This is a genomic window from Ancylobacter sonchi (assembly GCF_018390695.1).
In the GTDB taxonomy this organism is placed as follows: domain Bacteria; phylum Pseudomonadota; class Alphaproteobacteria; order Rhizobiales; family Xanthobacteraceae; genus Ancylobacter; species Ancylobacter sonchi.
Genome location: NZ_JAHBGF010000027.1, coordinates 1 through 25,401, shown reverse-complemented (window position 1 = coordinate 25,401; position 25,401 = coordinate 1). Strand labels below are relative to the sequence as shown.

General features: G+C 61.5%; 21 protein-coding genes and 1 pseudogene. 13 read left to right on the top strand and 9 right to left on the bottom strand.

Going from position 1 to position 25,401, the window contains the following annotated elements; genetic code table 11:
• Together traG and KHC28_RS15360 are read left to right on the top strand one after the other, a co-directional pair.
• Positions 1 to 1,431: IncP-type conjugal transfer protein TraG (gene traG / locus KHC28_RS15365; protein WP_214009247.1), on the top strand; the 1,431-nt coding region annotated here is incomplete at its 5' end.
• A 5-nt stretch (positions 1,432 to 1,436) separates the two neighbouring features.
• Positions 1,437 to 1,853, top strand: coding sequence for a CopG family transcriptional regulator (locus KHC28_RS15360; RefSeq protein ID WP_214009246.1), 417 nt, complete (start codon positions 1,437 to 1,439; stop codon positions 1,851 to 1,853).
• Positions 1,854 to 1,984: 131 nt separating this feature from the next.
• On the opposite strand, the gene KHC28_RS15355 is transcribed toward KHC28_RS15360, so the two are convergent.
• A complete protein-coding gene (locus KHC28_RS15355) occupies positions 1,985 to 2,158 on the bottom strand; it encodes a hypothetical protein (RefSeq protein WP_214009245.1) in 174 nt (57 codons plus the stop codon).
• A gap of 226 nt (positions 2,159 to 2,384) precedes the next feature.
• Between KHC28_RS15355 and KHC28_RS15350 the strand changes: the two genes are divergently transcribed.
• Both KHC28_RS15350 and KHC28_RS15345 read left to right on the top strand, forming a co-directional pair.
• Positions 2,385 to 3,452 carry a HamA C-terminal domain-containing protein gene (locus tag KHC28_RS15350; protein WP_281419119.1) on the top strand — a complete coding sequence of 356 codons (1,068 nt, stop codon included), beginning with the start codon at positions 2,385 to 2,387 and terminating at the stop codon, positions 3,450 to 3,452.
• Entirely contained in the window at positions 3,449 to 6,058 is a 2,610-nt protein-coding gene (locus tag KHC28_RS15345) for a DEAD/DEAH box helicase (protein ID WP_214009243.1), read from the top strand. The genes KHC28_RS15350 and KHC28_RS15345 overlap by 4 nt, the downstream gene beginning before the upstream one ends.
• A gap of 246 nt (positions 6,059 to 6,304) precedes the next feature.
• Here the strand turns inward: KHC28_RS15345 and KHC28_RS15340 are convergent, their stop codons facing one another.
• Both KHC28_RS15340 and KHC28_RS15335 read right to left on the bottom strand, forming a co-directional pair.
• Positions 6,305 to 8,209, bottom strand: coding sequence for a caspase family protein (locus KHC28_RS15340; protein ID WP_214009242.1), 1,905 nt, complete (start codon positions 8,207 to 8,209; stop codon positions 6,305 to 6,307).
• Between the two features lie 8 nt (positions 8,210 to 8,217).
• A complete protein-coding gene (locus tag KHC28_RS15335) occupies positions 8,218 to 8,835 on the bottom strand; it encodes a hypothetical protein (RefSeq protein WP_214009241.1) in 618 nt (205 codons plus the stop codon).
• Between the two features lie 495 nt (positions 8,836 to 9,330).
• Between KHC28_RS15335 and KHC28_RS15330 the strand changes: the two genes are divergently transcribed.
• On the top strand, positions 9,331 to 10,248 hold the full coding sequence (locus KHC28_RS15330) for a DUF4238 domain-containing protein (RefSeq protein WP_214009240.1): 918 nt from the start codon (positions 9,331 to 9,333) through the stop codon (positions 10,246 to 10,248).
• A gap of 238 nt (positions 10,249 to 10,486) precedes the next feature.
• Here the strand turns inward: KHC28_RS15330 and KHC28_RS15325 are convergent, their stop codons facing one another.
• The 4 genes from KHC28_RS15325 to KHC28_RS15310 form a co-directional block, all read right to left on the bottom strand.
• Positions 10,487 to 12,085: a hypothetical protein gene (locus KHC28_RS15325; RefSeq protein WP_214009239.1), complete on the bottom strand. Its 1,599-nt coding sequence runs from the start codon at positions 12,083 to 12,085 to the stop codon at positions 10,487 to 10,489.
• A gap of 450 nt (positions 12,086 to 12,535) precedes the next feature.
• On the bottom strand, positions 12,536 to 13,351 hold the full coding sequence (locus tag KHC28_RS15320; RefSeq protein WP_214009238.1) for an oxidoreductase: 816 nt from the start codon (positions 13,349 to 13,351) through the stop codon (positions 12,536 to 12,538).
• 115 nt (positions 13,352 to 13,466) lie between these two features.
• Entirely contained in the window at positions 13,467 to 14,468 is a 1,002-nt protein-coding gene (locus KHC28_RS15315) for an NADP-dependent oxidoreductase (protein WP_214009237.1), read from the bottom strand.
• Between the two features lie 32 nt (positions 14,469 to 14,500).
• Complete coding sequence (locus tag KHC28_RS15310) at positions 14,501 to 15,289, bottom strand: SDR family NAD(P)-dependent oxidoreductase (protein ID WP_214009250.1); 789 nt, start codon at positions 15,287 to 15,289, stop codon at positions 14,501 to 14,503.
• Positions 15,290 to 15,399: 110 nt separating this feature from the next.
• On the opposite strand from KHC28_RS15310, the gene KHC28_RS15305 reads away from it, so the two are divergent.
• Complete coding sequence (locus tag KHC28_RS15305; RefSeq protein ID WP_214009236.1) at positions 15,400 to 15,963, top strand: TetR/AcrR family transcriptional regulator; 564 nt, start codon at positions 15,400 to 15,402, stop codon at positions 15,961 to 15,963.
• Positions 15,964 to 16,204: 241 nt separating this feature from the next.
• Here KHC28_RS15305 and KHC28_RS15300 read toward each other — a convergent pair whose 3' ends face one another.
• Positions 16,205 to 17,128, bottom strand: coding sequence for a LysR family transcriptional regulator (locus tag KHC28_RS15300; protein WP_214009235.1), 924 nt, complete (start codon positions 17,126 to 17,128; stop codon positions 16,205 to 16,207).
• Between the two features lie 16 nt (positions 17,129 to 17,144).
• On the opposite strand from KHC28_RS15300, the gene KHC28_RS15295 reads away from it, so the two are divergent.
• Both KHC28_RS15295 and KHC28_RS15290 read left to right on the top strand, forming a co-directional pair.
• Complete coding sequence (locus KHC28_RS15295; protein ID WP_246564887.1) at positions 17,145 to 17,585, top strand: nuclear transport factor 2 family protein; 441 nt, start codon at positions 17,145 to 17,147, stop codon at positions 17,583 to 17,585.
• Positions 17,582 to 18,370, top strand: coding sequence for an SDR family oxidoreductase (locus tag KHC28_RS15290; RefSeq protein WP_214009234.1), 789 nt, complete (start codon positions 17,582 to 17,584; stop codon positions 18,368 to 18,370). Before KHC28_RS15295 ends, KHC28_RS15290 begins: the two co-directional genes overlap by 4 nt.
• Positions 18,371 to 18,496: 126 nt before the next feature.
• Here KHC28_RS15290 and KHC28_RS15285 read toward each other — a convergent pair whose 3' ends face one another.
• Positions 18,497 to 19,348 carry a LysR family transcriptional regulator gene (locus KHC28_RS15285; protein WP_214009233.1) on the bottom strand — a complete coding sequence of 284 codons (852 nt, stop codon included), beginning with the start codon at positions 19,346 to 19,348 and terminating at the stop codon, positions 18,497 to 18,499.
• Positions 19,349 to 19,436: 88 nt separating this feature from the next.
• Between KHC28_RS15285 and KHC28_RS15280 the strand changes: the two genes are divergently transcribed.
• From KHC28_RS15280 to KHC28_RS15260, 5 genes and pseudogenes are all read left to right on the top strand, one after another.
• The gene (locus KHC28_RS15280) at positions 19,437 to 20,423 is read left to right on the top strand and encodes an aldo/keto reductase (RefSeq protein WP_246564886.1); all 987 of its coding nucleotides are present in this window, start codon (positions 19,437 to 19,439) and stop codon (positions 20,421 to 20,423) included.
• Positions 20,424 to 20,611: 188 nt separating this feature from the next.
• Positions 20,612 to 21,471 (top strand): annotated as a pseudogene (locus KHC28_RS15275) (transposase); the annotation flags it as partial.
• A gap of 175 nt (positions 21,472 to 21,646) precedes the next feature.
• Entirely contained in the window at positions 21,647 to 21,937 is a 291-nt protein-coding gene (locus tag KHC28_RS15270; RefSeq protein ID WP_214009232.1) for a DUF6481 family protein, read from the top strand.
• A 255-nt stretch (positions 21,938 to 22,192) separates the two neighbouring features.
• Complete coding sequence (locus KHC28_RS15265; RefSeq protein ID WP_214009231.1) at positions 22,193 to 22,420, top strand: ribbon-helix-helix domain-containing protein; 228 nt, start codon at positions 22,193 to 22,195, stop codon at positions 22,418 to 22,420.
• A gap of 1,500 nt (positions 22,421 to 23,920) precedes the next feature.
• A complete protein-coding gene (locus KHC28_RS15260; RefSeq protein ID WP_214009230.1) occupies positions 23,921 to 24,718 on the top strand; it encodes a response regulator transcription factor in 798 nt (265 codons plus the stop codon).
• Positions 24,719 to 25,401: the final 683 nt, after the last annotated feature.

The following is a 25,401-nucleotide window of genomic DNA, read 5'->3' as shown; positions in this document are numbered from 1 at the left end:
GGCTTCCGCGCCCGGCATGGCCGCGTGCTGCTGTTCGACCCGACCAACGCCAAGTCCGCCGCCTATAATCCGCTGCTCGAGGTGCGCCGCGGCGAATGGGAGGTGCGCGACGTGCAGAACATCGCCGACATCCTCGTCGATCCCGAAGGCTCACTGGAAAAGCGGAACCACTGGGAGAAGACCAGCCACGCGCTGCTCGTCGGAGCCATCCTCCACGTGCTCTATGCCGAGACGGACAAAACGCTCGCCGGCGTCGCCGCCTTCCTGTCCGATCCCAGGCGGCCAATCGAGACCACGCTCGACGCCATGATGAAGACCGCCCACCTCCGCGAGGCGGGTCCTCATCCCGTCATCGCCAGCGCCGCTCGCGAATTACTGAACAAATCCGACAATGAGCGCTCGGGCGTGCTCTCCACCGCCATGTCCTTCCTCGGCCTGTACCGCGATCCGGTGATTGCCGAGGTGACGCGGCGCTGCGACTGGCGCATCGCTGATATCGTCGGCGGCAAGCGACCGTCGACCCTCTACCTCGTGGTGCCGCCCTCCGACATCAATCGCACCAAGCCGCTGATCCGCCTCCTCCTCAACCAGATCGGTCGGCGGCTCACTGAGGACCTGCAGGCCAAGGGCGGACGACATCCTCTGCTGCTCATGCTCGACGAGTTTCCGGCGCTGGGGCGGCTCGACTTCTTTGAATCGGCGCTCGCCTTCATGGCCGGCTATGGCCTGAAGGCCTTCCTCATCGCCCAGTCTCTGAACCAGATCGAGAAGGCCTACGGCCCGAACAACTCGATCCTCGACAATTGCCATGTTCGCGTGAGCTTCGCCACGAACGACGAGCGCACCGCCAAGCGCGTGTCTGATGCGCTTGGCACCGCCACAGAGATGAAGGCGATGAAGAACTACGCCGGCCATCGGCTCTCGCCCTGGCTCGGTCATCTCATGATCTCGCGATCGGAAACCGCCCGCCCGTTGCTCACACCCGGCGAGGTCATGCAGCTGCCGCCCACGGACGAGATCGTCATGGTTGCCGGCACGCCTCCAATCCGGGCAAAGAAGGCGCGCTATTACGAGGACGCGCGCTTCCGGGACCGGCTCCTGCCGCCGCCAACACCCTCCCGTGGTTGGGCTGTGCAGCACGATGACTGGACCGCGATGCCGTTGCCAAGGCAACAGGAGGACACGGGCGGGAGCGCTGCCGTTGGAGGTCGAGACGATGACCCGATCGGCTCCGAGCACCGGCATCAGCCCGAACTCAGCCGCGTGAAGTCGGTCGAGAAAATGCAGCCCATCGAGAATGAGTTCGAGTTCGACACAGATCGCGACAACGAGATGGAGGATGTCGCTACGCGGAACCGGCGCATGACCGGACTGATTCAAGGCGTGGCCCGACAGGTCAGCCTCAATCCCAATGACGGCATGGACCTGTGATTGCCATGGCAGGTCGCACGAAGAAAGCGCAGATCTCGGTCTATCTCGAGCCCGACATCATGGACATGCTGGCCCACTACACCGCCCAGCGCGATCAGTCCATGTCCCTGATCGCCCAGGCCGCGATCGCCTCTTTCCTGTCGCCCGACAGTGCCGAGCGCCAGGAGGCCGCTCTTGCCCGTCGCCTCGGCCAGATCGATCGCCGCCTCGCACGGCTGGAGCGCAACCTTGGCATCTCAACCGAGGCCTTCGCCACCTTCATCCGCTTCTGGCTCGCAACCACCCCCGCGCTGCCAGAACCTGCCGCCCAGGCGGCCCGTGCCAAAGTCTCCGAGCGCTACGCGGCCTACACCAGCGCGCTTGGTCGGCGCCTGGCTAAGGGGCCACAGCTTCGGCAGGAGATCGAGGAGGATGTTGGGTGAAGCGAGAAGGGTGGAGACATCCGCAGTTGACCCATACCGGCCTCTCAACTGCCCCTTCAGCGACGTCCGCTTTGCGCCGCGATCCTTGCCGTTCAGCTAGGTTCGGCACAATCCCGAAACCCGCCGGTCGTTCATCCAGTCTTCAGTAACTGCATGAATTTCCCCGCATTCGCCCAAATTCTGCTGGGAAGCAGCGGGCGCTCCCGGTCGCAGGCTTGAGCAATTGCGGCCGGTTTGCGCATGGTCATTGCCTTCGTCGGGACGTTGGTGACTACCTCGTTGTCGATCATTTCCTTCTCGCCCATCTAGTGCTCCGGGAAATATGTCGGGATCGCGGGCCTCCGCGAACGCCCGTTGAATTCCTGTGTGCAGCAATAAGCCGTTCGCCCCCAGGTTGCGGTTGGGCCAACCATCGGCTCTAATCGGGCTTCTCCGCACGAGCCGAATCGATGCAACCGACTGAATCGAAATCATTCCCGCCACGCCGCCGCCCGGAGAACCAGAACGCCGGTGCCCGTGCCTCGGGCTAGGATGACGAACGGCGCAACAGATCCCGATGGCCCCGATGCGGAGGCGGAAACCCTCGCTCGCGCGCTCGCGACTCTGCTAAATCCTTCGAAAATCGATGGTGTGGTGAGCTGCTGCGTCCGGGCCGTCCATGACGAGGTTTGCGAAGGCCCCCGGCTGGGCCTACTGCACGTCCGGTTCGGCGAGGACAGGCCAAGGGTGGACGACCTCGCCTACCTCCTTTGGACAGAGTGCATGTACTACGCTCTCCCCCGGCGCAGGCAGGAGAGGTTCCGCCGCGAGATTGCAGCGGACATGACGGCAGTCGCGCGATGCTACCAGGCCGTTAGGGACCTCTTCATCGACTTCAACGCGCGCCATCCCAAGCGCGCGAGCGAATTGGGCGAAGTGCTGGCCTACTGCCTGGTGCAGGAGCACCTCGGGGCCGCGCAGGTCGCGAGCAAGATGTCCTTGAAGACGGCGGCCAATATGCCCGTCCACGGGCTCGACGGCATCCACGCGGTCTTCGAGAACGGCGCGCTGACGGTTTACTTTCTGGAGTCGAAGCTGGCGAGCGAGGGCCGGCGGGGCATCGCGTCCTACGCCGCGTCGGCCGCCGAATTCCTCGGCGACCGCCGCCAGTACCTCCGCGAGTACGAGATCGTCGCGGACCTCGGGAACCTAGACGCGCTCGAGGGCGAAGCAAGGCAGCGCGCACTCGATCATTTCGACGTAATCGGCCACCCGGAACTCCGCCGCAGGGAGCGGTTCGTCGGGATCATCTGCCATTCGGAACCGGGGCACTTCGGCAAGCGCCTGCGCATACGCGACGATCAGCCCCCCGACATCCACGAGCGCGACTTCGCGGAACGGTATGCCGCTGACCACGGCAAGCTGCAGCTTGCCGCGAGGAAGCAGTTGCTGAAGCATGGTGCGGACCCCGCGAAGTCGATCGTCCTTCTTGTGGCGGTGCCCGATGTGCGCGAGCTGCGGAAGGCGTTCTACGCGGCAATGGGCGTGGCCGAACGGGACCTCCCGCTGGACGGGGACGACATCGACATGGGCGACGACGAGGGAGGCAACCCGGCATGAGCTTTGCCTTGGACCTTTCAGCCCGCATGGCGGGTCATGCAGCGTTCTCGGACATCCTGCGTCGCCTGGAGAGCTCCGGCGCCGCCCGCTCCATCGCTGCCGTCATCGAGCCTGCGTCGGAGCCGCCCTCCGACGAGGATCTGCACAAGCTCCTTTATTGCGCCGGCGTGTTCGTGCAGACGGACGACCTCGCCTACAGGCGAATGGCACAGTCAATCGCGCTGAACTCTCTAATCGTTGCGGCGGGCGACGAGGGAGCGTACCAGCGCGGCCGCCGCATCCTGACCGACCTGGGCAACTTCCCCGCGCACGACCTCGTCAGGCGCGAGGGCCCCGAGACAGGGTCGTCGTTCCTCGACGCACTCCGCCGAACGCTGTCGCGCGAGCTGAACACCGTCAGGGTCGGCGACCAGTGGATTCCCCTGACGGACTTCCAGAAGGACACCTGGGACGAGCTGCCCGACGCGCGCGCGATCGCCATCTCGGCACCGACGTCGGCCGGCAAGTCGTTCCTCGTTATCGAGCACTTGTGTCGACAGGTCGAGCGGGCAGCGTCCTTCTGCGCCGTCTACGTCGCCCCCACACGGGCCCTCCTGTCGGAGGTGAGCGCGAAGATCCAAAGGCGCCTCGGCGATGCGCCCGATGTAAGGATCACCACCGTCCCGACACCGGATCCCGCCAACCCGGACAGGCAGGTATTCGTGCTGACGCAGGAGCGCCTCCAGGTGCTACTCGCCGCTTCGGCCGTGACATTCGACCTTGTCGTGGTCGACGAGGCCCAGAACCTCTCGGACGGCTCCCGGGGGATGATCCTCCAGGACAGCGTCGAGCAGGCGGTCAGCCGAAGCCGAACGACCCGCCTCGTGCTTCTCGCGCCGGGCGCCCGCGGCTTCGAGGCGGTCGGCGCCATGATCGGCGCACCCGACCTCACCGTAGCGCGTTCCGACCTGCCCTCCGTCCTGCAGAACAGGATCCAGTTGAGGAAGGCAGAGGTCGGCAACGCGCTCGAACTGGATCTGCTGACCCCGGACGGTCCGCGGCGGCTCGGCACCTACCGGAGCGAGCGAGGGTTCGACGTCCCGGAAAGCCGTTTGGCGGCAGCGGCACTCGAACTCGGTTCGACCGGGGGATCCCTCGTCTACGCGACCGGTCCGACGGAGGCGGAGAAGGTCGCGCGGCAACTGGCCCACGACCTCGGGGACGGCGGCGACCCCGCGCTGGCCACGGTCTCCGATTTCGTGAAGAAGCACATCCATCCCGATTACACGCTTGCCGCGATGATACGGAAGGGCGTGGCGTTCCACTACGGCAAGATGCCGACGCTCCTTCGCGAGACCCTTGAGGGCGCCTTTCGAGAGGGACACGTGAAATTCCTCGTCTGCACGACGACGCTGTTCGAGGGCATCAACCTCCCGGCACGGAACGTCTTCATCGACACGCCCACGAGGGGCACGAGGAAGCCGCTAGCTCCCGCCGCGCTGTGGAACTTCGCCGGGCGCGCCGGACGCATGTCTGCGGACATCGTAGGCAATGTGTTCCTCGTCGACTACGAGGACTGGTCAGACAAGCCGCTCGACGACTTCGTCGGTTACCAGGTCCAGTCAGCGTTTCTGCGGACAGCGTCCGAGGTTCCGGACCGCCTGCTCGGGGCCTTGGGAGGTGCGATGCCGACCGAGTCGCCGCACGACGAGGACGCTGGGCGAGTGAGGGCCGCCGCCGGGCTTCTGATCTCCAAGGCCGCAGGGAACGAGGTCCGCGGGTATGTCGACCGCACCCTCGGCAGCCTCGACGAAGGGCTGCGCAACCGCCTGACCGAGGCGAGCTTCGCGGCACACGAAAAGATCGGTCTTCCGGCGACGCTGCTGGCGACCAACTGGACAGTGGATCCGTTCGGGCTGCGTCGGCTCTACGACAATATGAAGGAGAAGGTATCGGAGGATAAGACGCTGAGGCTGATTCCCATCAGCCCTCTCGGAAAGGGAGCCTCCGATAGGTACGGCCGGATCTTCGCCAGGATTCACCGCGAGGTGAATCGCGGTGACGGCGGCTTCGCGGGCCTCGTTTCCGGCATTGCTCTACGGTGGATGCGCGGCGTGCCGTATCCGGTCATTCTCGCGAAGGCAGTCGAACGTCAGAAGCGGTACGACGCCAAGAAGCGCGAAGAGAACAGGATCGAGCGCGAGCGGAACCCCGGCAGCCGCGTCAGGGATCCCGGCGAGGTCGTCGTTGATGACGTCGTCCGTAGGGAGTTCGACCTCATCGAGGACCAAGTCCGCTTCCGCTTCGTCCAGCTTGGCAAGGCGTACATCGACATTCTCAACATCGTCCTTCGAGAAACCGGGCAGGAAGGGTTGATCGCCGACGTCTACGACTTCCCGTTGGCGTTGGAGCTGGGTATCCCGACGAAGTCCGGCTGGTCGTTCATGGAGCTCGGCCTGTCCCGAATCGCCGCAACGGCCCTCCAGCCGGAGTTTCCCGACAGCAACCTCACGCCGGATGCTGCACGCAGGTGGCTGGCGGGGATCGAGGACATCGGCACGCTGCGCCTCGGGCCGGTGATCGTGGATGAACTGCGGCGCTTGAAACTCGTCCGCCTGGCGGGATGATCCGACCTGGCTGGACGCTCCGGTGTAGTTCGTCTGGATCGCGACATTGTCCCCAACACGGCTGCGCCACTGGGGATGACGGCGATGTCGACCACTCCAGTCCAGTTATTTTGAACCCTGCCGGCGCGCCAAGAATATCATGAATATGAAGTGATTGAGCAGGGGGAGGCATCATCGATCCCGCGCAAGTTTACGCCTGAGAGCCCGGGTCGTGCAGTTTTTCCACGGTAGAAATTACCCTGACGATCAGGACGTCTTGGCGGTTTGTCCGGCGACGAGAAACCATGCGACGCGATCCGGTCGTAGCAGGGAAGCGAGAACACTGGAAATCCGGACCGCCAGAGATGCCAGTATCGCGTCGGCGCTCAGATGCTCTTCGATCTTCGACCATTCGGCCACGAGATCACTGACGCTGAACACGGTGTGGCCTATGTTCAGCGAGAAGTTCGTCCCATCCTCGATAAGGCCTGCTCCGAATGTGCTGAAGTCGTTGGGGACGAAGATGTTGATGTTCATGTGGTCGAAGCCCTTCATCGCACCGTCGGCGATATCAGCGAGCCCGCTCCGGTCCATGACCAAAAGCACCGCTGGCAAGAGGCTTGTCGGATTGGCCAGAATGTTCCGGAAGTCATCACAACGTCGCTCGGTCACGGCAGTCAGAAACCGTAGTGCGTCCTCGCCACTCAGCCTCGGATCGGCGATCCACCCGCCCCGTTGATGAAGAATCGTAAGGAGCAGACCAGAAATCGATTCCAACTCCTCCTCGCAGCCCAGGACATCGGCGGCAGCCGCGAAAGATACGTAGAACGGGGTCATCTCATCAGACACTGGCACGATCGAATTACTGTAATGCGCCATTATCAGGCGCACGAGTTCGGCCGCCTTCGGAGCGATCACCGCTGTGCTCTTGCCGGAGATGGTCTGGATATGGACCGCTGCACCGAGCCAACCCAGGATGCTCATTAGCCGCAGCGGCAGGAAGTAGAAGTCGGCGATGCCGCCGTCCTTCGAGAGCAACGTAAAGGTGCTTTCGGTAAATTCGGTCAAAAGCTGATCGGTCCCATCTTCGATCGACGCAACGACCTCTTTCGATAGTTGCATAATGGCATCGGCGCAGTGCGTGCTGGACGCCGCCATTGGCAGAAGCGCGACCGCGCACGCAGACTGGATTCTGGCAACTTCGAAGTGATCGCCCGTTGCAGCAATACGGGCGCCGAAGGTGGCGGCCAGCCCCACTATGAAGGCGGCAGCCACCGCTGGCTCCTCCTCAAGGTTCGCGCAGACTGGCTGGATGACATCCAGAAACCGCTCTGCGTCAAACTCTCTGGTGAGCGATAGATACTGCTCCCAGATTGCATCCGAAGCCGCGCGGATATGCTCGTTGCCTGCGCCGTTGGAAGCCAGACCCGGGAACGTCTCGCTGATGTGTGCACTACCTTCGGAAAAGCGCGGATTCTTCGCGAGTTGGGAAATGCCGAAGAGATTGATCCCCCAGCAGACTGGGGACTGGCCCGTGCCCTGCATCGTCCTTGACACGACTTGTCCAACCTCAACTAGGTCAAGCGACGGCCGGGTTGTCTGAACCGATGTCTCCCCTTTCAGGCACGACATAAGCGCGCTCGTACAGTGCCCGGTTCCATCCGACTCTCCTGCATATTCGTCGGAACCCGCCGCCGCCAGGATCGAAATGGCCAATGATCCGGCCTTTCCAATGACATTGGGGTTGAGGAGGACGCCGATGTCATGGACGACGCCGCCTGCGTGGCAGGCGTCGACGATCAGGTTGGTGTGACGGATCTTCGCCTCGGTTATCCAGCCGAACAGCTGTGTCATCGACAGGGCGTTCAGCGACATCCGGCCGACGTCAGTATCCTTCAGGCAAAGAAAGTAGGTATTATCCTTCACGCCGCCGTGTCCAGCAAAGAAGAACGTCAGTTCCTCGATTGGCGGGCCGGAGAAAAGTGCGACTTCGATGGCAGATCGCAACGCCGCCATCGTCGGCGATAGCAGCAGCTTTGACTGCGCCCGGTCGTACTCACCCCAGTTCTTCGCCACGAGGTGCTCGAAGATTGTCGCAGCGTCGTTCTCCGCGCCCGCAAGAGGCTGGAGGGGCGGATTGTCGTAGGCGTCGCAACCGATGGCGATCAGCACTCTCAAAGCTAATCTCCTTCCCAAGCCGGGGGAAATTTCGTAAGTCGCTCGCTTTCCCTTTGCCTGGCGAGTTTGGATTTCTCGGCCTTCACCTGTTCGACGCGCTCGGTGAAATCCGGTCCCTGCGCTTCCAGATCGGCGAAGAGCTTTTCTATGCCTTCTCGTCCCATATGAATTTGCGGCAGACTGACCTCGCCATTCTCGTCAATGCTAAATTCGATCATCTCAAGGGCGGCCAAGAAGGCCTCGGCAAAAGACTTCCCCGGGCCGACGGCAACTTTATTTCCCGATTTCTCGGTAGACTGGTCGAGCGTCTGGTAGAGGGACGTTTGGAACTGCGCCATCAGCCCCTCGACCAAACGATTTCTCGCCTCAACGAACTTGGAAAGGTCGTGGTTGACGACATCATTGAAGTGGGACACGATTCCAAATGAATGAACCTGCATTTCGCTGGCGCCGTCGCCGTGCTCCGTAGGCTTTGTCTTCCACATTCGGCCATGCGAGAATTTCTGCGCATTCCGGGGGGAGATGAGTTCGTTGCCCCGCTCCTGCAGCTCGGACGCAACTTGTTTGGTGAATGCCTCGTTGAACTCTTTGATGCGACTGCGGTATCGGAATGGCGTCACTTGGCCGACTCGTGGCTGCGATGATGTTCACATCAACATAACCGTGAAGCCATCTCCGAACAACGCTGCAGGCTTGACCACCCTCAAGATAATCGGGGCGCCTACAGCATGTTGACAACAGCATTTTCGAGCTCACTGAAAGCCGCGCTTCTTTCAAGAAGAGCCATTCTTCTTACATGTTTCTGCGCGCCGATTGATACTCGGGACTCAAGCCTTCTCCTACGTCTGCTTTCTGATTCCGCTCCCGACAAGCAGACAGTCCCCGACGGCCGCGTTTGAGGCGAAATCCGGATGCCTTCGAATGGCAAGCTTCGGGCGGCGAACGAATCGTTCCGAGCGGCGACAATGGGGTCGCCGGCAGATCAGCAGGAGCCGGGGTGGATTCCTGCCAGACCGCTTCTGGGCTTCAAGGTCTGGAAAGCGGCCACTCGAGCGCATGCGCACTTGGCTCCCTAGGGAATTGTGCCAATCTCGGATTGGTGTCAGCCTTGATGCATGAACGTTACCCGGCGGCAACATTACGTTTGGCGATACTATTTGGAGGGATGGGCAGGCAGCGGCCCTCTCGCGGTCGTCCGTAAGGCTGGCGATGCCTTTTCTACAAATCCCGCCAACGTCGCTCAGGAGAGAGACTTCTATCGTATCCCGGTCTTAGCCATTCAAGATGAAGAGTTCGCTCGGAGGATGATCGACTTCCCCAAGGCCAATCCGATGTTGGTTGAGCTTAACATGGGCTGGCTGGACGAATTTGCTAGGCCATCCCGTTTGCGCAGACAGCTTGGAGCGCGGGGGGCAGTCGACGAAGCGCTGGAAAAAGCAATTCGCGACGTCGAGATTCAGAGCGAGGAGAGCCTGCATTCCAAGATTGAAGGGCCAACGGTCAGGCTGCTGGAAGAACTGCGTGCAGGCAGTAGCGAATTCTGGAACATAGATGACGATGCAAGACATTTTTCTTTCTTCTTGTCAGTGCAACATTTTCGTACAAAAGCGATGCAGGAGCGCGTGTTCGGTCTCAAGGGCAGCCCCATCGCCGGAGAATTTAAGCGAACGTGGCCGATTATCCGCATCGCTATGGCAACCAACTTAGGCTGGTCACTGTATTCAGATCGCGCACGCTGGCACATCCGGATGCTTTCCGCATCGGGGCAACTCCGGTTTATCACCGGCGACCAGCCAATGCTAAATCTCCTACCACTGACCGGCGGCCACGACGACCTTGCAATGTACTACCCGGTAAGCCCCGAAAGGGCGGCGCTTCTTGAGCTTCGTGGAGCAGACAGCCCAATCGGACCAAGCAACCAGCTTACCGATGCTATGGTTGATCACCTAAACCGAAAGATCATTGGAGACATCCACGATCAGGCTTTCGGTAATGACATTTATTACCTCAGGAAACTTATGTGCGATCTCTGAATCGACTATGGACGGCAGTAACGGGGTCGGGAGGAGACCGGCAGGACCGGGGCGGGAAGGGGACTGGCGGCTTTTGGGATCGCCGGCCTAAAGGGCGAACTATCCTGCCAACTCACTAATCTCTGGTTGCATGAAACCGCAAAAAGTCTGTGTCACTCACTTCGCCTGGGGGCCAGCTTCCGTGACGAGGTAGCATTATTCTTATTCGGCCTTGTCTGCCCAAGTGACTTCACAGTCTCTAGTTCTGGGCGAGCAAGAGCGATCCCGTCGGTTCATCCAAATTTTCGAAACTTGGCAGGATGATGATTCGTGCGCCACTCAGCTTGGCTGTTTTTTGCGCGAACTTTTTTAAGGCGGCCCCGTCGTTCTCGATCCAAGAGATGTGCAAAGGAGTCATCCTCGTCGATCTGAACTCGAATTCGCCTACAACTCCGTCCAGGATCAGCGCTAGTTTCAGTGCATAGGCGTAAACATCGCCGCCCAAGTGGAATGCAGACACGAACAGACCGGAATACTCTCCAACCTCCACTTTCTCGGACATCTCAACCCTGAAGGAAAAGGAACCAAGTTCGTTCGCCCGAAAAAAGAAGTCGTGCGTTTGCCTGATCGTGGTTGCAGACAGCATGACATCGCGCAAACTGACGGAGCGGTCGAGCGCACCCGCCTCCTCCAGGAGGCGGCGAGTCATTTCAAGGATGACTACGGCCTCGTTGAGATACTTAGGTCTTTCATTGGTCGTTGCGGCATCTCCAGGTGATCCTGAACACAACGGAAGACCGCCGCTCGTGCGCAAGCTTAGCTTTGCACCGTCAGTGAACACGGCGTCCAAGAAATTGAACAGCTCCCACCATTCATGCAAAAGGTGCGCGCTAAACTCATCAAAATTGCTCGCTAGTTTTATTGAGCCGTCTTCTATGTTCACGACTACATTAAGAAGCTTTGATCGGGCGATTAATTTAAGCCTCTCGATTGGCACGTTAGTTAAAGCAGGCGCGATCAGATCGCAACTCAGCTCAAACGGCACACCACGTGCGGGGCTGGAGACCGAGATAACGCCGGCGTCGACCGGTGTAGGACTAATCTGGAGAACGGCATTTTCGAAGCCTCTTGGAAAGGGCAAACCGCCCGGCAGCTTAATGTCGAATCGCTCTTCAAAAGGCTGAAAGGTCTTGATCCCGAGCTTCTTCAGCCCAAGCATCCCATCGATGAGATCGCTATGCGTCATCTCTTCGAACGTGACGCTCATAGAGTAGCGCTTACTGTCCTTGAATCCCGCAGTCTCACGCTGGCGCACCTTCTCTGCACCATACGCATTCATATCTTCGCCGATCAGCTCCGTCAGAGCAGCCTTGAGGCCGTCTGGGGTCAGTTCGACCTTTCTGCCAGCCGCAATCCCGAAAGTGACCTCTGTTTTGTTAAGCTCCTCGGTGCCTTGCGCAAACTCTTGTCTGAGACGCTTCAAGATTCTGGATAGATTGTCGCCCAACAAATGTACGAGGTGCATGTCCACGATCTCGTCGTCCTCATCGACACGCAGGATGCAGATGAAGGTTGGGCGATTGTCGCCGGCCAGTCTTTCGGCGACGGACAGAGTTAGTGCCACCCTATCATTCGCCGCCAAGATGCTCTTGATCTGAATGGAACAGCCCAAAGGCGCACGCCTCAAGTCGAAAGACTCTGTCTCGATCCTTGCTTTAGCTGGAAATTCCAGAACACGATCCCGACCCAAACGATCCGGCTCAATTCGGCCAGCAAGTAGCTTTGCTCTATTCGCCAAAAGGTCGAACCATGATTCGCCAATCCTGCCGATGTGATCTGATATGGAGGATTCGCTCATGAAATGCCCAACGTCTTGAGATTGGTGTCGCTTAACCGCAAAACTAGCGTCCGCCTTTGGGGAATGTCCAGCGCAGCCTCTATGACCGCATTGGGGTCGTAAGCTGTCGTCGAGGCCGGCCCGCTTGCAATGGAAGCTATTCGACCCTCGGCATCTAGGAGCGGACCGTCTGGATACGGCCCCGATCCAGCCGGACGGCTAAGCGCCCCGCATCTCGGTCGTTGGCCGGAGCGGCGGAAAATCTCAAAAGCGGACATGGGTCAGAAAAGGCATTTGGTTACCTTTGCGCCAGAAGCTGAAGCGCCAAGTACCAGCACCCGTCCTTCCAAGGTCGAACGTCATCCTGTTCTAACCGGAGTTCCTCCATACATCAGCACATTATGGTTTCGCGCCCGGTTCTGGTCTCCCTCAGTATGTCCAGTACAAAGCAGACGCCAGGCCTCAGCTGCCTCAGCGGGGCAGGCCGAATTGCTGGCGCAGCGCCTTGTCGAACAGCCGCGCGGGCATGAGGCTGCGCAGCAGGCTGGCTTGTTTCGCCACTTTGCCCACCGGGTAACGTAGCCTGTGGCGGGATGTAGTGGCCGCCCGAAGCACCGCCTCCGCCACCTCTTCGGGCGAGACCGCCTTCGGCAGTGACTTCCGGATGAAGTCATGCACCCAGGCGCGGCCGCCATCATACTCCGGCTTCTTGGCGTCGGGCTCCAGCGCGCTCTGGTCGAAATTGCCGGTCACCGTTCCGGGCTCGATCAGGGAGACCCGGACATTGAAGGCGCGGACCTCGTGATCGAGCGACTCGGAATAGCCCTCAACGGCGAACTTGCTTCCGGCATAATGGGCCGAATACGGCGCGGGGATGAACCCGAGCGCGCTGCTGAGATTGAGGATGCGGCCCTGCCCGCGCGCCCGCATCGACGGCAGCACCGCGTTGATGACCCGGACAACGCCGAACAGATTGACGTCGTAGAGGCGCTGAACCTGGGCGGATGAGGATTCCTCGGCGCCCCCGAACATGCCGACGCCGGCATTGTTGACGAGAACGTCGATGCGTCCGGTGCGTGCGAGCACCTGCGACACGAGGGCGGCCACCGAACTGTCATCCGTCACGTCGCAGGCCAGCATCGTGACCTGGCCCGGGGCGGTTCCCCCCGGTTTGCGGCTGGTGCCGAAGACGGTGAAGCCGGCCCGCGCCAGGGCTTCGGCACTCGCCCGGCCGATGCCGGACGACGCCCCCGTTACAAGAGCGGTTTTCGGAGAGTGTGAGGACATAGGCGCTGATCCGGTATGTGGGACGAGGGAACGGGTCCGCCATCGCGGCCCAAATTGTGTTCGCCGACGAGCGCCGTAGGGCCGGCCGTGCGCCAGGGAGAACGCGACGCCGCCATCACTTCAGCTGGACGACGACTTTGCCTTTGGACCGTCCGGTGTCGAGATAGGCCAAGGCTTCGTTGGTGGCTTTGAACGGGAAGACCTGGTCCATGATCGGGCGGATGGCCCCGGCCTCGATCAGCGCCGTGATCTGGCTCAACTGCCCGCCATCCGCCCGCATGAACAGGAAGGAATAGGCGAGCCCTCGGCCTTTCGCCTTCCGGCGAATGCCAAAGCTCAGAAGGCGCATGAGCTGCCGCAGCCCCCAGTTAAGCCTCTTCTGACGGGCGAAATCGGGGTCCGGCGGACCGGAGATGGAAATCAGCTTCCCGCCCGGCTTCAGCACACTCAGCGACTTCTGGAGCGTGTCGCTGTCCAGGCTGTTCAGGACGACATCGTAACCCGTCAGGACTTTCTCGAAGTGCTGCGTCTTGTAGTCGATTACGACATCGGCGCCGAGGCTTCGGACCAGATCCACATTGGCGGTGCTGGTGGTCGTCGCGACCGTCGCGCCGAGATGCTTGGCCAGTTGAATGGCAAATGTCCCGACGCCGCCCGAGCCCGCGTGGATGAGGATCTTCTGCCCCTTGCGCAGACCGGCGCGGTCGACCAGAGCCTGCCAGGCGGTCAGCCCGACCAGGGGAATGGACGCCGCCTCCTCCATGGTCAGGTTCGTCGGCTTCAGCGCGAGATCGTCCTCGTGGACGGCAATTCGCTCCGCAAGGGTTCCGACCCGGCCATCGCGCGGACGGGCATAGACCTCGTCCCCCGCCTGGAAGCGGCGGACCTTCGCGCCCACCCGCAAGACCCGTCCCGCCATGTCGTGTCCCAAAATGAAAGGTGGGCGATAGGGAAGGAGGGGCTTGAAGGCGCCGTCGCGGATCTTGGAATCCAGAGGGTTCAGGCCGGCGGCATGAATGTCGACCAGGACATCCTCATCCCCCAATTCCGGCTCCGGCCTATCGCCGAAGCGCAGGGCGCCGCTCTTGTTGTATTTGTCGAGGATGAAGGCCTTCATGATGGTGTGCTCTCTGGGTTCCTGCCAAAGGCTCAGTCGGCCGTCCGGTAGCGCGCGGCGGCGTGTTCTTGGCGTGTATTCGGCAGCATGGCCTGACGCGCAGTTTGGAAGGCGTTCCACTGCTCAACATCGGGCAGCGGCGGGATCGTGACGGCCTCGCGGCGGTCGAAGCCGACCAACGCTGCGTCGACCAGCTCATTGACGTCCATCACCCCGGCCATGGCGTCGACGTCCGCCCCGACGTGACCCCAGATCTCGGTACGCGTGGCGGCGGGAAGCACCGCCTGGACATAGACGCCCTTCGGGCCGAGCTCGAGGCTGAGCCCCTGCGACAGGAACAGCGCGAAAGCCTTGGTGGCGCCATAGACCGTCATGGCGAACTCCGGCGCCAGCCCGACCACCGAGCCGATATTGACGATCGCGCCCTCGCCGGCTTTTGCCAGACGCGGCGCGATGGCGCTGGCCAGCCGCAGGATGGCGGTGGTGTTGAGGGCGAGCAGCTGCGCGACGGCATCGGTGCTCTGCTCGATGAAGCTCCCGCCAATGGCCGTTCCGGCATTGTTGATGAGGATGCCGATGCGCGCGTCCTCGCGCAGCCGGGCTTCCACGACACCGAGATCAGCGGGCTGTGTCAGGTCGGCCGTGATGATGTCGATCGCCACGCCGAACTCTTCACGCAGGCGAGCCGCCAGCGCCTCCATGCGTGCCGTGTTGCGGGCAACCAGCACCAGATCATGCCCGCGGCGGGCGAAACGCTCGGCATAAGCCGCGCCGATGCCGGTCGAGGCGCCGGTGATAAGAACGGAGGGTTGTGCGGCCATGGGTTGCTCTCGCTTCAATTCGTAGCAATATACATGATGAATATCATGATTGAGTCTAAATATGACGATCATCATGTAACTGTCAATGACGGGCGTCGGAGGATTCTGAAATGAAGGTCAGCCGTGAGCAGATGGCGGAGAACCGCCGTCGCATACTCGACGCTGCCAGCTCGCTGTTTCGCGACAGGGGGTTCGACGCCGTCAGCGTCGCCGAGGTGATGAAGGCCGCCGGGCTCACCCATGGTGGCTTCTATGGGCATTTCAGTTCAAAGGACGATCTGGTCGCACAGACGTTGGCTCACGTCCTCGCGGCGGACGCCGGCGGGGACATCGGAATCCGCGCCTATCTCGAGGCCTATCTGTCGCCGCGTCATCGCGACAACCCGGCTGCTGGCTGCCCCACGGCGGGCCTTGCCGCAACCATACGTCACCAGACACCGGCGGCGCGCGCGGCGATGACGGAAGGGTTTCGCTCGCAGATCGCCCGTCTCGAGACGGCGCTCCCGGCGGTGCATCCGGCAGACCGGCGTCAGGCAGCGATTGGAAGCTGGGCGGCGATGGTCGGGGCGGTCATACTCGCCCGCGCCATCGATGACCCGGCTCTTTCCGACGAAATCTTGGAGCAGACCCGGGCCTGGATCGAGACGGGGATCGAGGAGGGGTCAGCCCCATAATCCGAGGTCCACGAACGGAATTTGTATCGTACCCGCAGCTAGCGGCGGACCAACCACCAATTTGAAATGGACCTCGAAGCGGACGTTCAGAAGGTAGGCTTTGGGTCAGTTTGGCCCTCGGGAAATTTGTCGGAACGATATGTCAGCTTCTCGTTTGAAGTCCCCAATAGCGGACAGTCTGCCGCCGGCCCCAAACCGGCTATTCGTTGTCGTCGCAACGAACTTCTGCTTCTGGCGCATCTCAATCTGTCGACAGCCCCGGAGCCTCGCCGCCCGCACTGTGCCGGCGCGCGAAGTCAATGAATGCCTTGAACGCGGCGGTCGGGTTGCGCCGGCTCGGGTAGTAGAGGCTCAATGGGGACAGGGTCGGCGTCCAATCCTCAAGCACGCGCACGAGGTGGCCTGCCTCGATGTCGTCGCGCACGTCGGACTCCATCGCTAGGGCGAGACCGACGGAAGCGAGGGCCGCGCTGCGTGCGAGGCTCGCTTCGTCGAGGGTAATGGCGCCTTCAACGTCGATATGGACCGACTGTCCGCCCTTCTCAAACGGCCAGCGGTAGATTGCACCATCGGGGAGCCGGACGCGGAGACAGGAATGCCCGGCGAGATCCCGGGGGATCATGGGCGTCCCGTGCGCTTTCAAATAGCTTGGTGTGCCCACCACGACATTGCGCCGTGCGACTCCCAACGGGAGCGCGATCATGTCGACTGGCACAAGATCCGCGCTCCGAACGCCGAGGTCGAAGCCGCGCGCGACGATGTCCACGAGGCGTCCCTCCGTGACGATGTCGATGTGGACCCGAGGGTGCTCGCGCAGAAACGGCAGGACGAGCCAGGAGAAGATTTCTCGTGCCGCTGTCGGAAAGGCGTTGATGCGCAACGTGCCCGAAGGGGTGGCCTGCTGAGAGCGCGCCACCTCCATCGCCTCATGTATGTCCCGTACGGCAGGAGCGACCTGCGCGACGAACCGCTGGCCTGCCGCCGTCAGGGAGACGCTTCGCGTCGTCCGGTTGAAGAGCCGTACGCCCAGCGTGCGCTCCAGCTTTCCGACCGCATTGCTGAGCGCGGTCGTTGAAACCCCGAGCTCAAGCGCCGCCGTGCGGAACTTGCCCCGGCGGGCGACCATGAGAACGGCGTCCAGTTCGGTCAGGCTGCTCTGTGCCATTGTCCTGGCTTTCGTGATGAGGCATCTCGAACTGTCCTCATTATCGGGCGGGCTGTCCATCGCTAGCTTGGGTGGGAAGCGTACTAGTAGCCGCCGCGGCTACGACCGCAGCAGACAGGACAAAACAATGTCTCTCGAACTTCCGATCCCAATCGCCGCCTATGTGGCTGCAAACGCCCGCCTGGACATCGATGGCATGCTGGCACCCTTCGCAGCCGATGCCGTCCTTCGCGATAACGGCGCCACTTTTCGGGGACACGCCGAACTCAGGCATCTCTTCGAGGATGAGGTGGTCGCGGTGAAGGCGATCTTCACGCCGGACACCATGCGGCACGAAGGCGGCCAGGTCGTCGTCGAAGGACCCGCCCATGGCGACTTCAAGGGCTGCCCGATCCGCTTCACCTACCGCTTCACCCTCGAAGACGACGCCATCAGAGCGCTGGAGATCACGGCATGACCATCAAGGCCGATCCGACCGAGTTCGCGGGAAAGCGTGTGCTCATCAGCGGCGGCACCAAGGGTCTGGGCCGCGCCACCGTCGACCGCTTCCTGACCGGCGGCGCCCGGGTGATCACATCCGCCCGCGGAACCCTTGAGCCCATCGACGGTGTCGAGTTCGTCCAGGCGGACCTGACGACGGCTGCGGGCGGCGAAGCGCTGGCCAAGGCGGCGCTCGAGCGTCTGGGCGGCATCGACATCCTCGCCCATGTGCTAGGCGGCTCGACCACGCCGGGCGGCGGCTTCCTCGCACTGACGGACGACCATTGGCTGTCCGAGCTGAACCTGAACCTGCTGGCCACGGTGCGTCTGGATCGCCTCCTGATCCCGCAGATGATCGAACGGGGCTCGGGCGTGGTGGTGCACGTCACCTCCATCCAGTCGGTCCTGCCGCTTCCCGATGCGACCACCGCCTACGCCAGCGCCAAGGCCGCGCTCCGGACGTACAGCAAGTCCATCTCCAAGGAACTGGGGCCGAAGGGCGTGCGGGTCAACGTCGTCTCCCCCGGCTGGATCATGACCGAGGGAACCGATAAATTTCTCAAGCGCATCCAAGCCGCCAACGGTGGCACGATCGAGGACGCGCGCCAACTCGTACTGGCCGGCCTTGGCGGCATTGCCATAGGTCGCGGAGCTGAGCCGTTCGAGGTCGCGGAAGCCATTGCCTTCCTGGCCTCGGATCGCGCCTCTTCGATCCATGGTTCAGAGCTCGTCGTCGACGGCGGCACCGTCCCGACCGTCTGATCACAGGGGGCTGTCTACGCTTGGCCGAACTGGCCGAGCGTGGACCGGCGCATGCTCATGGTCTGATGCTCTCAACGTCTGCTCTCCGGCCAACAGCGACTTTCCGCTCATGGCGCGACGACACCGTCATGCCTCTTCCATCGGAGCGAACAGCGATCGCTTTGCGACGATGAGGCTGGCGATGGCGTCGATCGTCTCGCGAACGCCATTCCGGTTTCGATCCTCCCCATGAACGACCAGCCATTGGTCATGTGACAGCTCCTCGATGATCGGGCCGGTCCTGACCAGACCTTCGTGGACCGCGCCGATGAAACATGGCAGCACCACTTGCCCGGCGCCTGCCAAGGCCAGATCGAGAAGCGTGCGCGGGTGGGACACCTCCATGCGAATGCTTATACGCCGATGGTTGCGAACCCAGCGGGCGGAGGGGGTGTCGACCGTGCAGGCGATCCAGCCGTCTTCCGCCGATCCGTCGTTCAAGGCATAAGGTGCGAAGCGCACCCTTGCCGTCCGGCGCACAGCCAGCCCGGGTGTGGTCGGGCGCTGGTTGCGGATACCGATCAAGGTTTCACGCCGGCCGATATTGTGCCGCTCCTCGGCTGCGCTGAAGACGAGAAACCGTCCGGCCGTGCCGAGTTCGGCGATATGCCGCGTCAGGAACCATGTCATCCACGTTCCTGCCGATATGCGGATAGGCAATCCTGCGTCTCGCTCGGACGGACCGCGCACGATGTCGACAATGCGTCCCTCCACTGCTTCGACCTGAACGAGGCGTCGTTGGCCGGCGTCCGTGAGCTCATAGCCGCTCGGCAGACGGCGGAAGAGCTCCTCGCCGAGGGCACGTTCGAGATTGACTATATGGCGGCCGAGCGTTGCCGGGCTCTGTCCAATCAGTTTTGCCGCCGCTGCGAGCCCGCCCGCCCTCGCAACCGTCAGAAAGATCCGCAGGTCGGACCAGTCGAACGTCGTTTCATTCATGAACGAGGCCTTTCATCTTCGGCGACTGCACGGACCGTCGTCGACGTCGCATTTTCCCTGAACGATCCAGAATGGAGCTTCGGGCAAGATGACATCAAGACTGCAGACGGCATCGCGCATCGGCATGGGCTGCTGGGCAATCGGAGGCCCATTCTGGTGCGGCGACATCGCAGCCGGATATTCGGGTGCCGATGATGTCGAATCCCTTCGCGCCATCCATGCCGCCTGGGATCATGGGATAAGGGTGTTCGACACGTCGGCGGTCTATGGCGCTGGCCATTCCGAGCGCCTTCTCGGCGAGGCATTGGCGCGCCGGAGCGATGCGGTGATCGTCTCCAAGTTCGGCCATTCGATCGACGCCGCGACGCGGCAATTGACGGGGCCGCGCTTTGATCCCGCTTATGTCCGCTGGTCGGTCGAACAGAGCCTACGGCGTCTCGACCGCGATCATATCGACGTCATGTTGCTTCATCTGAACGACCTTCCCGTCAACGATGCCGAATCGGCCTTCGAGGCGCTCGAAGCACTTGTCGCAGCCGGAGTCATTGGCAGCTATGGATGGAGTACGGATTTCCCGGCGAGCGCCGCGGCCATGGCGCACCGGCTTGGCTTCTCCACCGTCCAGCATTCCATGAACCTGTTCTTCGACGCGCCGTCCATGTGCCGGGTGGCGACCGAGCGTGGCCTGACCCAACTCATCCGCTCACCGCTGGGTATGGGCATACTGACGGGCAAGTTTGATGATGGCCGCGTCGTACCGGGAGGGGACGTGCGCGCCAGCCCGGCGGACTGGCAGGGCTATTTCGATGCCGGGCGTCCGCGCGCCGATCTGGCCCGGCAGATGGCGGCCGTCGGGGAGCTTCTCACGGTCGGAGGCCGGACACTGGCGCAGGGAGCTCTATGCTGGCTGCTGGCGAAGGGATCCGGCATTCTGCCGATTCCCGGAGCCAAGTCTGCGGCCCAGGCAGCCGAGAACGCGGGAGCCATGGCGTTCGGTCCACTGCCGGAGGCGGTCATGCTCGAGGTCGAAAGCATACTTCAACGTCCCCCCGAGGGCCTGCCGCGCGCTCGATGATCGAGGATACAATCCGCTTCGGATCGGCTGTTCCCGGAGCTCCGAACATAATTCTGTTGAGACGGAACCGGGCACCGTCCGCTTCCTCGAAGCAGGCGAAATTCTGCTCCTGGCGGATGTCGTTGAAAAAGTAGGCGTTGCTGCGGTCGTGAAGTCCTGATTCTGTTGTCCTTGAGGAGGACGACGCGATGATGGGCGAACGGCAGGTGGCGCAGGAGGCACTGTTCTATGAGTTCAGCCTGGAGCGCCACGTCCCAGCCGATCATTGGGTGCGCGGCATTGATCGGTTTGTCCACCTCTCGGAGATCCGCGCGCATCTGCGGCCGTTCTATAGCGAGATGGGACGGCCCTCCATCGATCCGGAACTGATGATTCGGATGCTCCTCAGTGGCTACTGCTTCGGGATCCGCTCCGAGCGCCGCCTGTGCGAGGAGGTCCATCTGAACCTCGCCTGTCGCTGGTTCTGCCGGCTCGGGTTGGAGGGCAGTGTGCCCGACCATTCCACCTTCTCTAAGAACCGCCATGGCCGCTTCCGCGAGAGCGATCTCCTGCGCGAGCTGTTCGAGGTGACCGTCCGGCGTTGCATAGCGGAGGGCTGGTCGGCGGCGAAGGCTTCGCGGTCGATGCCAGCCTGATCAAGGCCGATGCCAACAAGCAGCGGTCGGCAGAAGCCTCGGAGCCGGTCGATTGGGACGATCTCGCCCGAACGCATCGATCGGTGCGCGAGTATCTCGACACGCTGGATGAAGCCGCTTGGGGCGCGGCCAGCGAAGCGAAGCCGAAGTTCGTCTCGCGCTCCGATCCGGCGGCGCAATGGACCGGCGCTTTGAAGGGCCATGCCTTCTTCGCCTACGCCACCAATTATCTCATCGACCTCGACCACGCCGTCATCGTCGATGGCGAGGCCAGCCGCGCCATCCGGCAGGCCGAGGTCGGCTCGGCCCGCACCATGCTCGACCGGACGCAGGAGCGCTTTGGCCTCTGGCCGGCCAAGCTCGCCGCCGACAGCGCCTATGGCTCAGCCGAGAACCTCGCCTGGTTGGTGCAACACGGACGCAACACGGATTCGGAAAATGTTCGCGGTACGTTCCCCGCGCCCTCGAATCCGCCGGCATCCAGTTCCTAGCCAGCGGCGATATCGCTGCGGGCAGTGGGGTGGTGTTGAGGGTAGCCCACCGACTGAGGCTTATTGAAGTGGGGGCGCGTACGGGATAAGGAGCGCGATGAAAACTCTTGATACTTTTGAAGATCGCCGCCGTACAGCCGCTGCCGCCAAGGCCCGGCTCGTCGCCCAATTGGCTGAGCGGCCGAGCGCAGATGACCCTGCTATGATTGCCCGCGCCGCCGAGCGCAAGGCCATCGATGAGGCTAGGTCTGCGCGGCATGTCGCCCGTCGCAACGCCGCCGTTGCTGCCGAACGTGCGAATGCCGAGACTACCGCCGCCGAGCAGGCAGAGGCCAAAGCGAAACGCGATGAGCGCTATGCCGCTCGGAAGCGCCGCACGGGCAACTGAGCGCGCCGCCAGATTGTGGGAGGTGAGCGAAAATCTGCATCGCGAAGATCTCACGCGGCAGGAGGCCCGAGCACGAAACGGAATGGGTTCGGCTGGAGGGGATGGCAAACTGGGACACTGTGTCCCGGTTTGCGCGAAGGGCGGAAGGGGTAACGAGGCTGGCATCCGTCCCGCCGTCCGCACCAACCATTTGCATCTACTCACGCGAGGGTAATAGGGTAACCCTTGGCACATGCAGGCTGCGCGGAGGGGGCGATGCAAAGGCCAATAACGAAGCGATCAATTGTCGTCGGAGAACGGAAGACCAGCATTTCGCTGGAACCTGAGTTCTTCGAAGCCTTCAGGGATATCGCGCGCCGAGAGCGCAAGCATCTTGGAGCTCTGGCAAAGGAAATCGAAATCAGCCGACCGGACGGCACCAACCTGTCGTCCGCAATCAGGCTGTACGTCCTTGCCGATTTGCAGAGGCGCGCCGGGGCTTAGGCACACGGTTGCCTAGGGCCACCCCATGCTGGTATCCTGAAACAGTCGTCGTCTGGCTCCCAGCGTCGTGGCGGCGACCGGCCGGGCACATCATGGTCAGCGTGTCCGGCCACTAGCCTTCTCATGGCCTGCGCTCCCCCTCCCCGCCAACCTCGGTGCTACGCGCGCAGGCCTAGGCTGGACGCGTTGTAGCCAGCGCGTCCAGCCGCCCCATTTTCCAGGCGATTGGCGCGCCAACGCAGTTTGGCTTGGCCGACGTGCCTACCCCTCGTTCCCGTGCGATTGATCCAGCCCATATGCAAAGATCAGCAGCATGGCCAGGATGCCGATTCCAAACACTGTAACCATTGGCGTTGCCTCCGCGCTCTTATGAGTTGCGAGCTTGAGCAGAGGCTACCAGAAGCGGCAGCGGAAGGCGCCTAAGGGAAATTGCTGATGAGCGTCGGACGCGCCGAAACTTCCTATCGCACCGCGCGTTTGAGCTTCCAGGCGAGAGCAGGAGGCGAAACTGCCCACAGGTGACTGGCTCGAGGAATTCGTTCCGAGACAGCGAAGAAGGTTCCCACGATACTGGACGCGACGAATATCCAGCCACGGCCCGCTGAAGCCGTCCCGCTCCCGGCAGACGCGATGGGCGCCGAGCCGGTGTCTCGCGGCTTCGCGCCGGTGGGGATGGTTGCGCTGGCGGGTCTCGCGGGTTTCGTGATGGGACGTATGCCGGACCGCTAGTACTCTTCGCCGACAAGGCCGCTTCTGCGCGGGCCGCCAATGAGCGCGGTGGTCACTACACCTGCATCACGCCAACGTTTCGCCACGATATCTGCACGCGTGATAGAGTGCGCCATGAAAAACAACCTTGAAGCCCGCGCTCGGGCAATATGCGAAGCCGATCTGAGACTCGGGTCGGCAATTTCCGAGTACGCCTTGGCGTCCGCTGTGGATCGATACTGGCCGGTTGTCGCGCATGAGATGCTCCATGGCGAGGGCAACCATAGCGACATCAGGCACCGAGACGGCAACAATGTCGACGCAGTCGCGTACCGAGCGCTGCGCACGCGCTGCGACATTCCAGGAAATTTGAACGGGTAGGGCACATTATTTGATTATGTCCGCCGGCTGATGAGCGTCGGAAGTGCCCCGCGTGACGGTGAGGGCTCAGGGCCAAAAGCCGCCACGTCGCCTCGACATCGAAGGCGCAGTCAACCCTTGAATAGCGTGCGTGGGATTGACCGAATCGCACTCTCGGACGGCTGACACGGTGCTCCCGCGATGAGTATCGACTTTGTCGACGGAGCTCGATGAGTCGTAGGCACTGGCCGAAAGGTGAATGACCTACTCCTTTTGTTTAGCCCAATGCTGCTTCGAAAGTGCTACTACTTTTTGGTGCGTAGAAATTTCAATCTACCACTCATTGTAATCAGATGAGTTTTATCTGCGGATCTCGACTGCCACACAGGCCTTGGCACTAGCGAAGCTGAGCACAGATGGTGATCACGCCGTATGGATACCGAAGATGCCGTTGAACATTCAGCGTCGTTCGCTGAGCGGCGATCTGCCGCGCTTGCGTTCGGACACGACGAACATCATGAGCCGCAGTCATTTCAGATAAGGAGAAATGAGGATACGCGACGACACAATTTCGTAGCCTTGATTGAGCCACGTTTATTGTATGCACAGAGCTTAGTAAAATCGCTTCGCATGGAAGATTCTAGTTGCGATTTCTATAGCTATTTGGATTTTCCAGAATGGACCGTATCAGGCGATAGTGAAAACACATCGTTAATTATACTATCGATGCCGCGTGTTGCTGGAAAGAAAATTGGGATGGAGCAGCTGAGATCCTACGTCGCTGAATTGCAGGCGCGCCATCCATCCATCAGTTTTGCGGTTCTTTGCGATGATGATGCCGCGAAGAGCGTGGCCGAAGCCGTGCAGGTGGGCGTGCAGGGATATCTACCGACCAGTCTATCTCTCCGACTAACGATACAGATCCTCCATTTGCTGTTGGCAGGTGGCACTTACGTGCCGAGTTCTGGCTTTTTGAATAGCGAGCCGAATTCGTTTGGGCGCCCGGATTATCCGATTGGATCATACGGCGCCTTCGGGTCACACAAGCAAATGATGGTAGCCCGCGCCCTGCGCAGTGGAGCCCCCAACAAGATCATCGCTTATCAGCTTAATATGTGTGAAAGCACTGTTAAGGTTCACATTCGAAACATAATGAAAAAACTCAATGTCAAAAACCGAACTGAGGCTGCATTATTGGTTAAAAGAATGCTCCCGGTAGAAGGTGAATAATTATTTTTTGTGAATCGACTTCGCTTTTTTTAATTGGATTGGCTATTTCGGCAAAACGGATATAGAGTCCGATGTCGTCAACACAGGCATCGGCACGTTGGCGGTTGGAAGAGAACGGATCGAGATCCGCGCGCTTTCGCTCGACCCGACCGGGGAGCAGGCGCATGAATGTGAAAGCTTTCGATCCAAGGCAGGTGCTACACGATCTGAACGGTTATGCGACGACGGCGTGGAAGTGGCCGTCGCAAAACGGTGAAGCGCTCGCTGTCAGACGCCGAGAGTACCCATCTCTGCGAAAAGCACTTAAGGCTATTTGTAAGAAAAGCTCTGGCCGCAACTTCCAAATTGTCGTTCATGCGGACTCAGATCATGAATTTGAGCCCGAGAACGTCGAGAGGCTCTGTAGTTATTTCGATGCGTTTCGTCGATCGAAATCCACTAGAATTTGAACTTGCGCGAAATCGTGCACCACAAGAACGAGCATGCCCGATTGCGCTAAGGCTTCAGCTTTACCCCAACATCGACGGTGTAGCAGGCCGCTGCACACGCCGCAGTTGTGGCGGCTTCACATGACGTGCTCCCCATTTTCCTGCCGGTCATAAGTTAGGCCCGGCTGGGTTTTGGTCCTCATGGGACCGGCTTGCGAACATCGACGGCGATAGGCCGCCGAGGCTGGTATGGGG

Bases quoted from the DNA above. Each gene is read 5' to 3' on its own strand.
- KHC28_RS15325 (WP_214009239.1), bottom strand. From the start codon at position 12,085: ATGAGCGAATCCTCCATATCAGATCACATCGGCAGGATTGGCGAATCA.
- KHC28_RS15265 (WP_214009231.1), top strand. From the start codon at position 22,193: ATGCAAAGGCCAATAACGAAGCGATCAATTGTCGTCGGAGAACGGAAG.
- KHC28_RS15310 (WP_214009250.1), bottom strand. From the start codon at position 15,289: ATGGCCGCACAACCCTCCGTTCTTATCACCGGCGCCTCGACCGGCATC.
- KHC28_RS15260 (WP_214009230.1), top strand. From the start codon at position 23,921: ATGGATACCGAAGATGCCGTTGAACATTCAGCGTCGTTCGCTGAGCGG.
- KHC28_RS15280 (WP_246564886.1), top strand. From the start codon at position 19,437: ATGACATCAAGACTGCAGACGGCATCGCGCATCGGCATGGGCTGCTGG.
- KHC28_RS15350 (WP_281419119.1), top strand. From the start codon at position 2,385: ATGACGAACGGCGCAACAGATCCCGATGGCCCCGATGCGGAGGCGGAA.
- KHC28_RS15315 (WP_214009237.1), bottom strand. From the start codon at position 14,468: ATGAAGGCCTTCATCCTCGACAAATACAACAAGAGCGGCGCCCTGCGC.
- KHC28_RS15270 (WP_214009232.1), top strand. From the start codon at position 21,647: ATGAAAACTCTTGATACTTTTGAAGATCGCCGCCGTACAGCCGCTGCC.
- KHC28_RS15290 (WP_214009234.1), top strand. From the start codon at position 17,582: ATGACCATCAAGGCCGATCCGACCGAGTTCGCGGGAAAGCGTGTGCTC.
- KHC28_RS15300 (WP_214009235.1), bottom strand. From the start codon at position 17,128: ATGGCACAGAGCAGCCTGACCGAACTGGACGCCGTTCTCATGGTCGCC.
- KHC28_RS15285 (WP_214009233.1), bottom strand. From the start codon at position 19,348: ATGAATGAAACGACGTTCGACTGGTCCGACCTGCGGATCTTTCTGACG.
- KHC28_RS15305 (WP_214009236.1), top strand. From the start codon at position 15,400: ATGAAGGTCAGCCGTGAGCAGATGGCGGAGAACCGCCGTCGCATACTC.
- KHC28_RS15345 (WP_214009243.1), top strand. From the start codon at position 3,449: ATGAGCTTTGCCTTGGACCTTTCAGCCCGCATGGCGGGTCATGCAGCG.
- KHC28_RS15330 (WP_214009240.1), top strand. From the start codon at position 9,331: ATGAACGTTACCCGGCGGCAACATTACGTTTGGCGATACTATTTGGAG.
- KHC28_RS15360 (WP_214009246.1), top strand. From the start codon at position 1,437: ATGGCAGGTCGCACGAAGAAAGCGCAGATCTCGGTCTATCTCGAGCCC.
- KHC28_RS15295 (WP_246564887.1), top strand. From the start codon at position 17,145: ATGAGGCATCTCGAACTGTCCTCATTATCGGGCGGGCTGTCCATCGCT.
- KHC28_RS15355 (WP_214009245.1), bottom strand. From the start codon at position 2,158: ATGGGCGAGAAGGAAATGATCGACAACGAGGTAGTCACCAACGTCCCG.
- KHC28_RS15320 (WP_214009238.1), bottom strand. From the start codon at position 13,351: ATGTCCTCACACTCTCCGAAAACCGCTCTTGTAACGGGGGCGTCGTCC.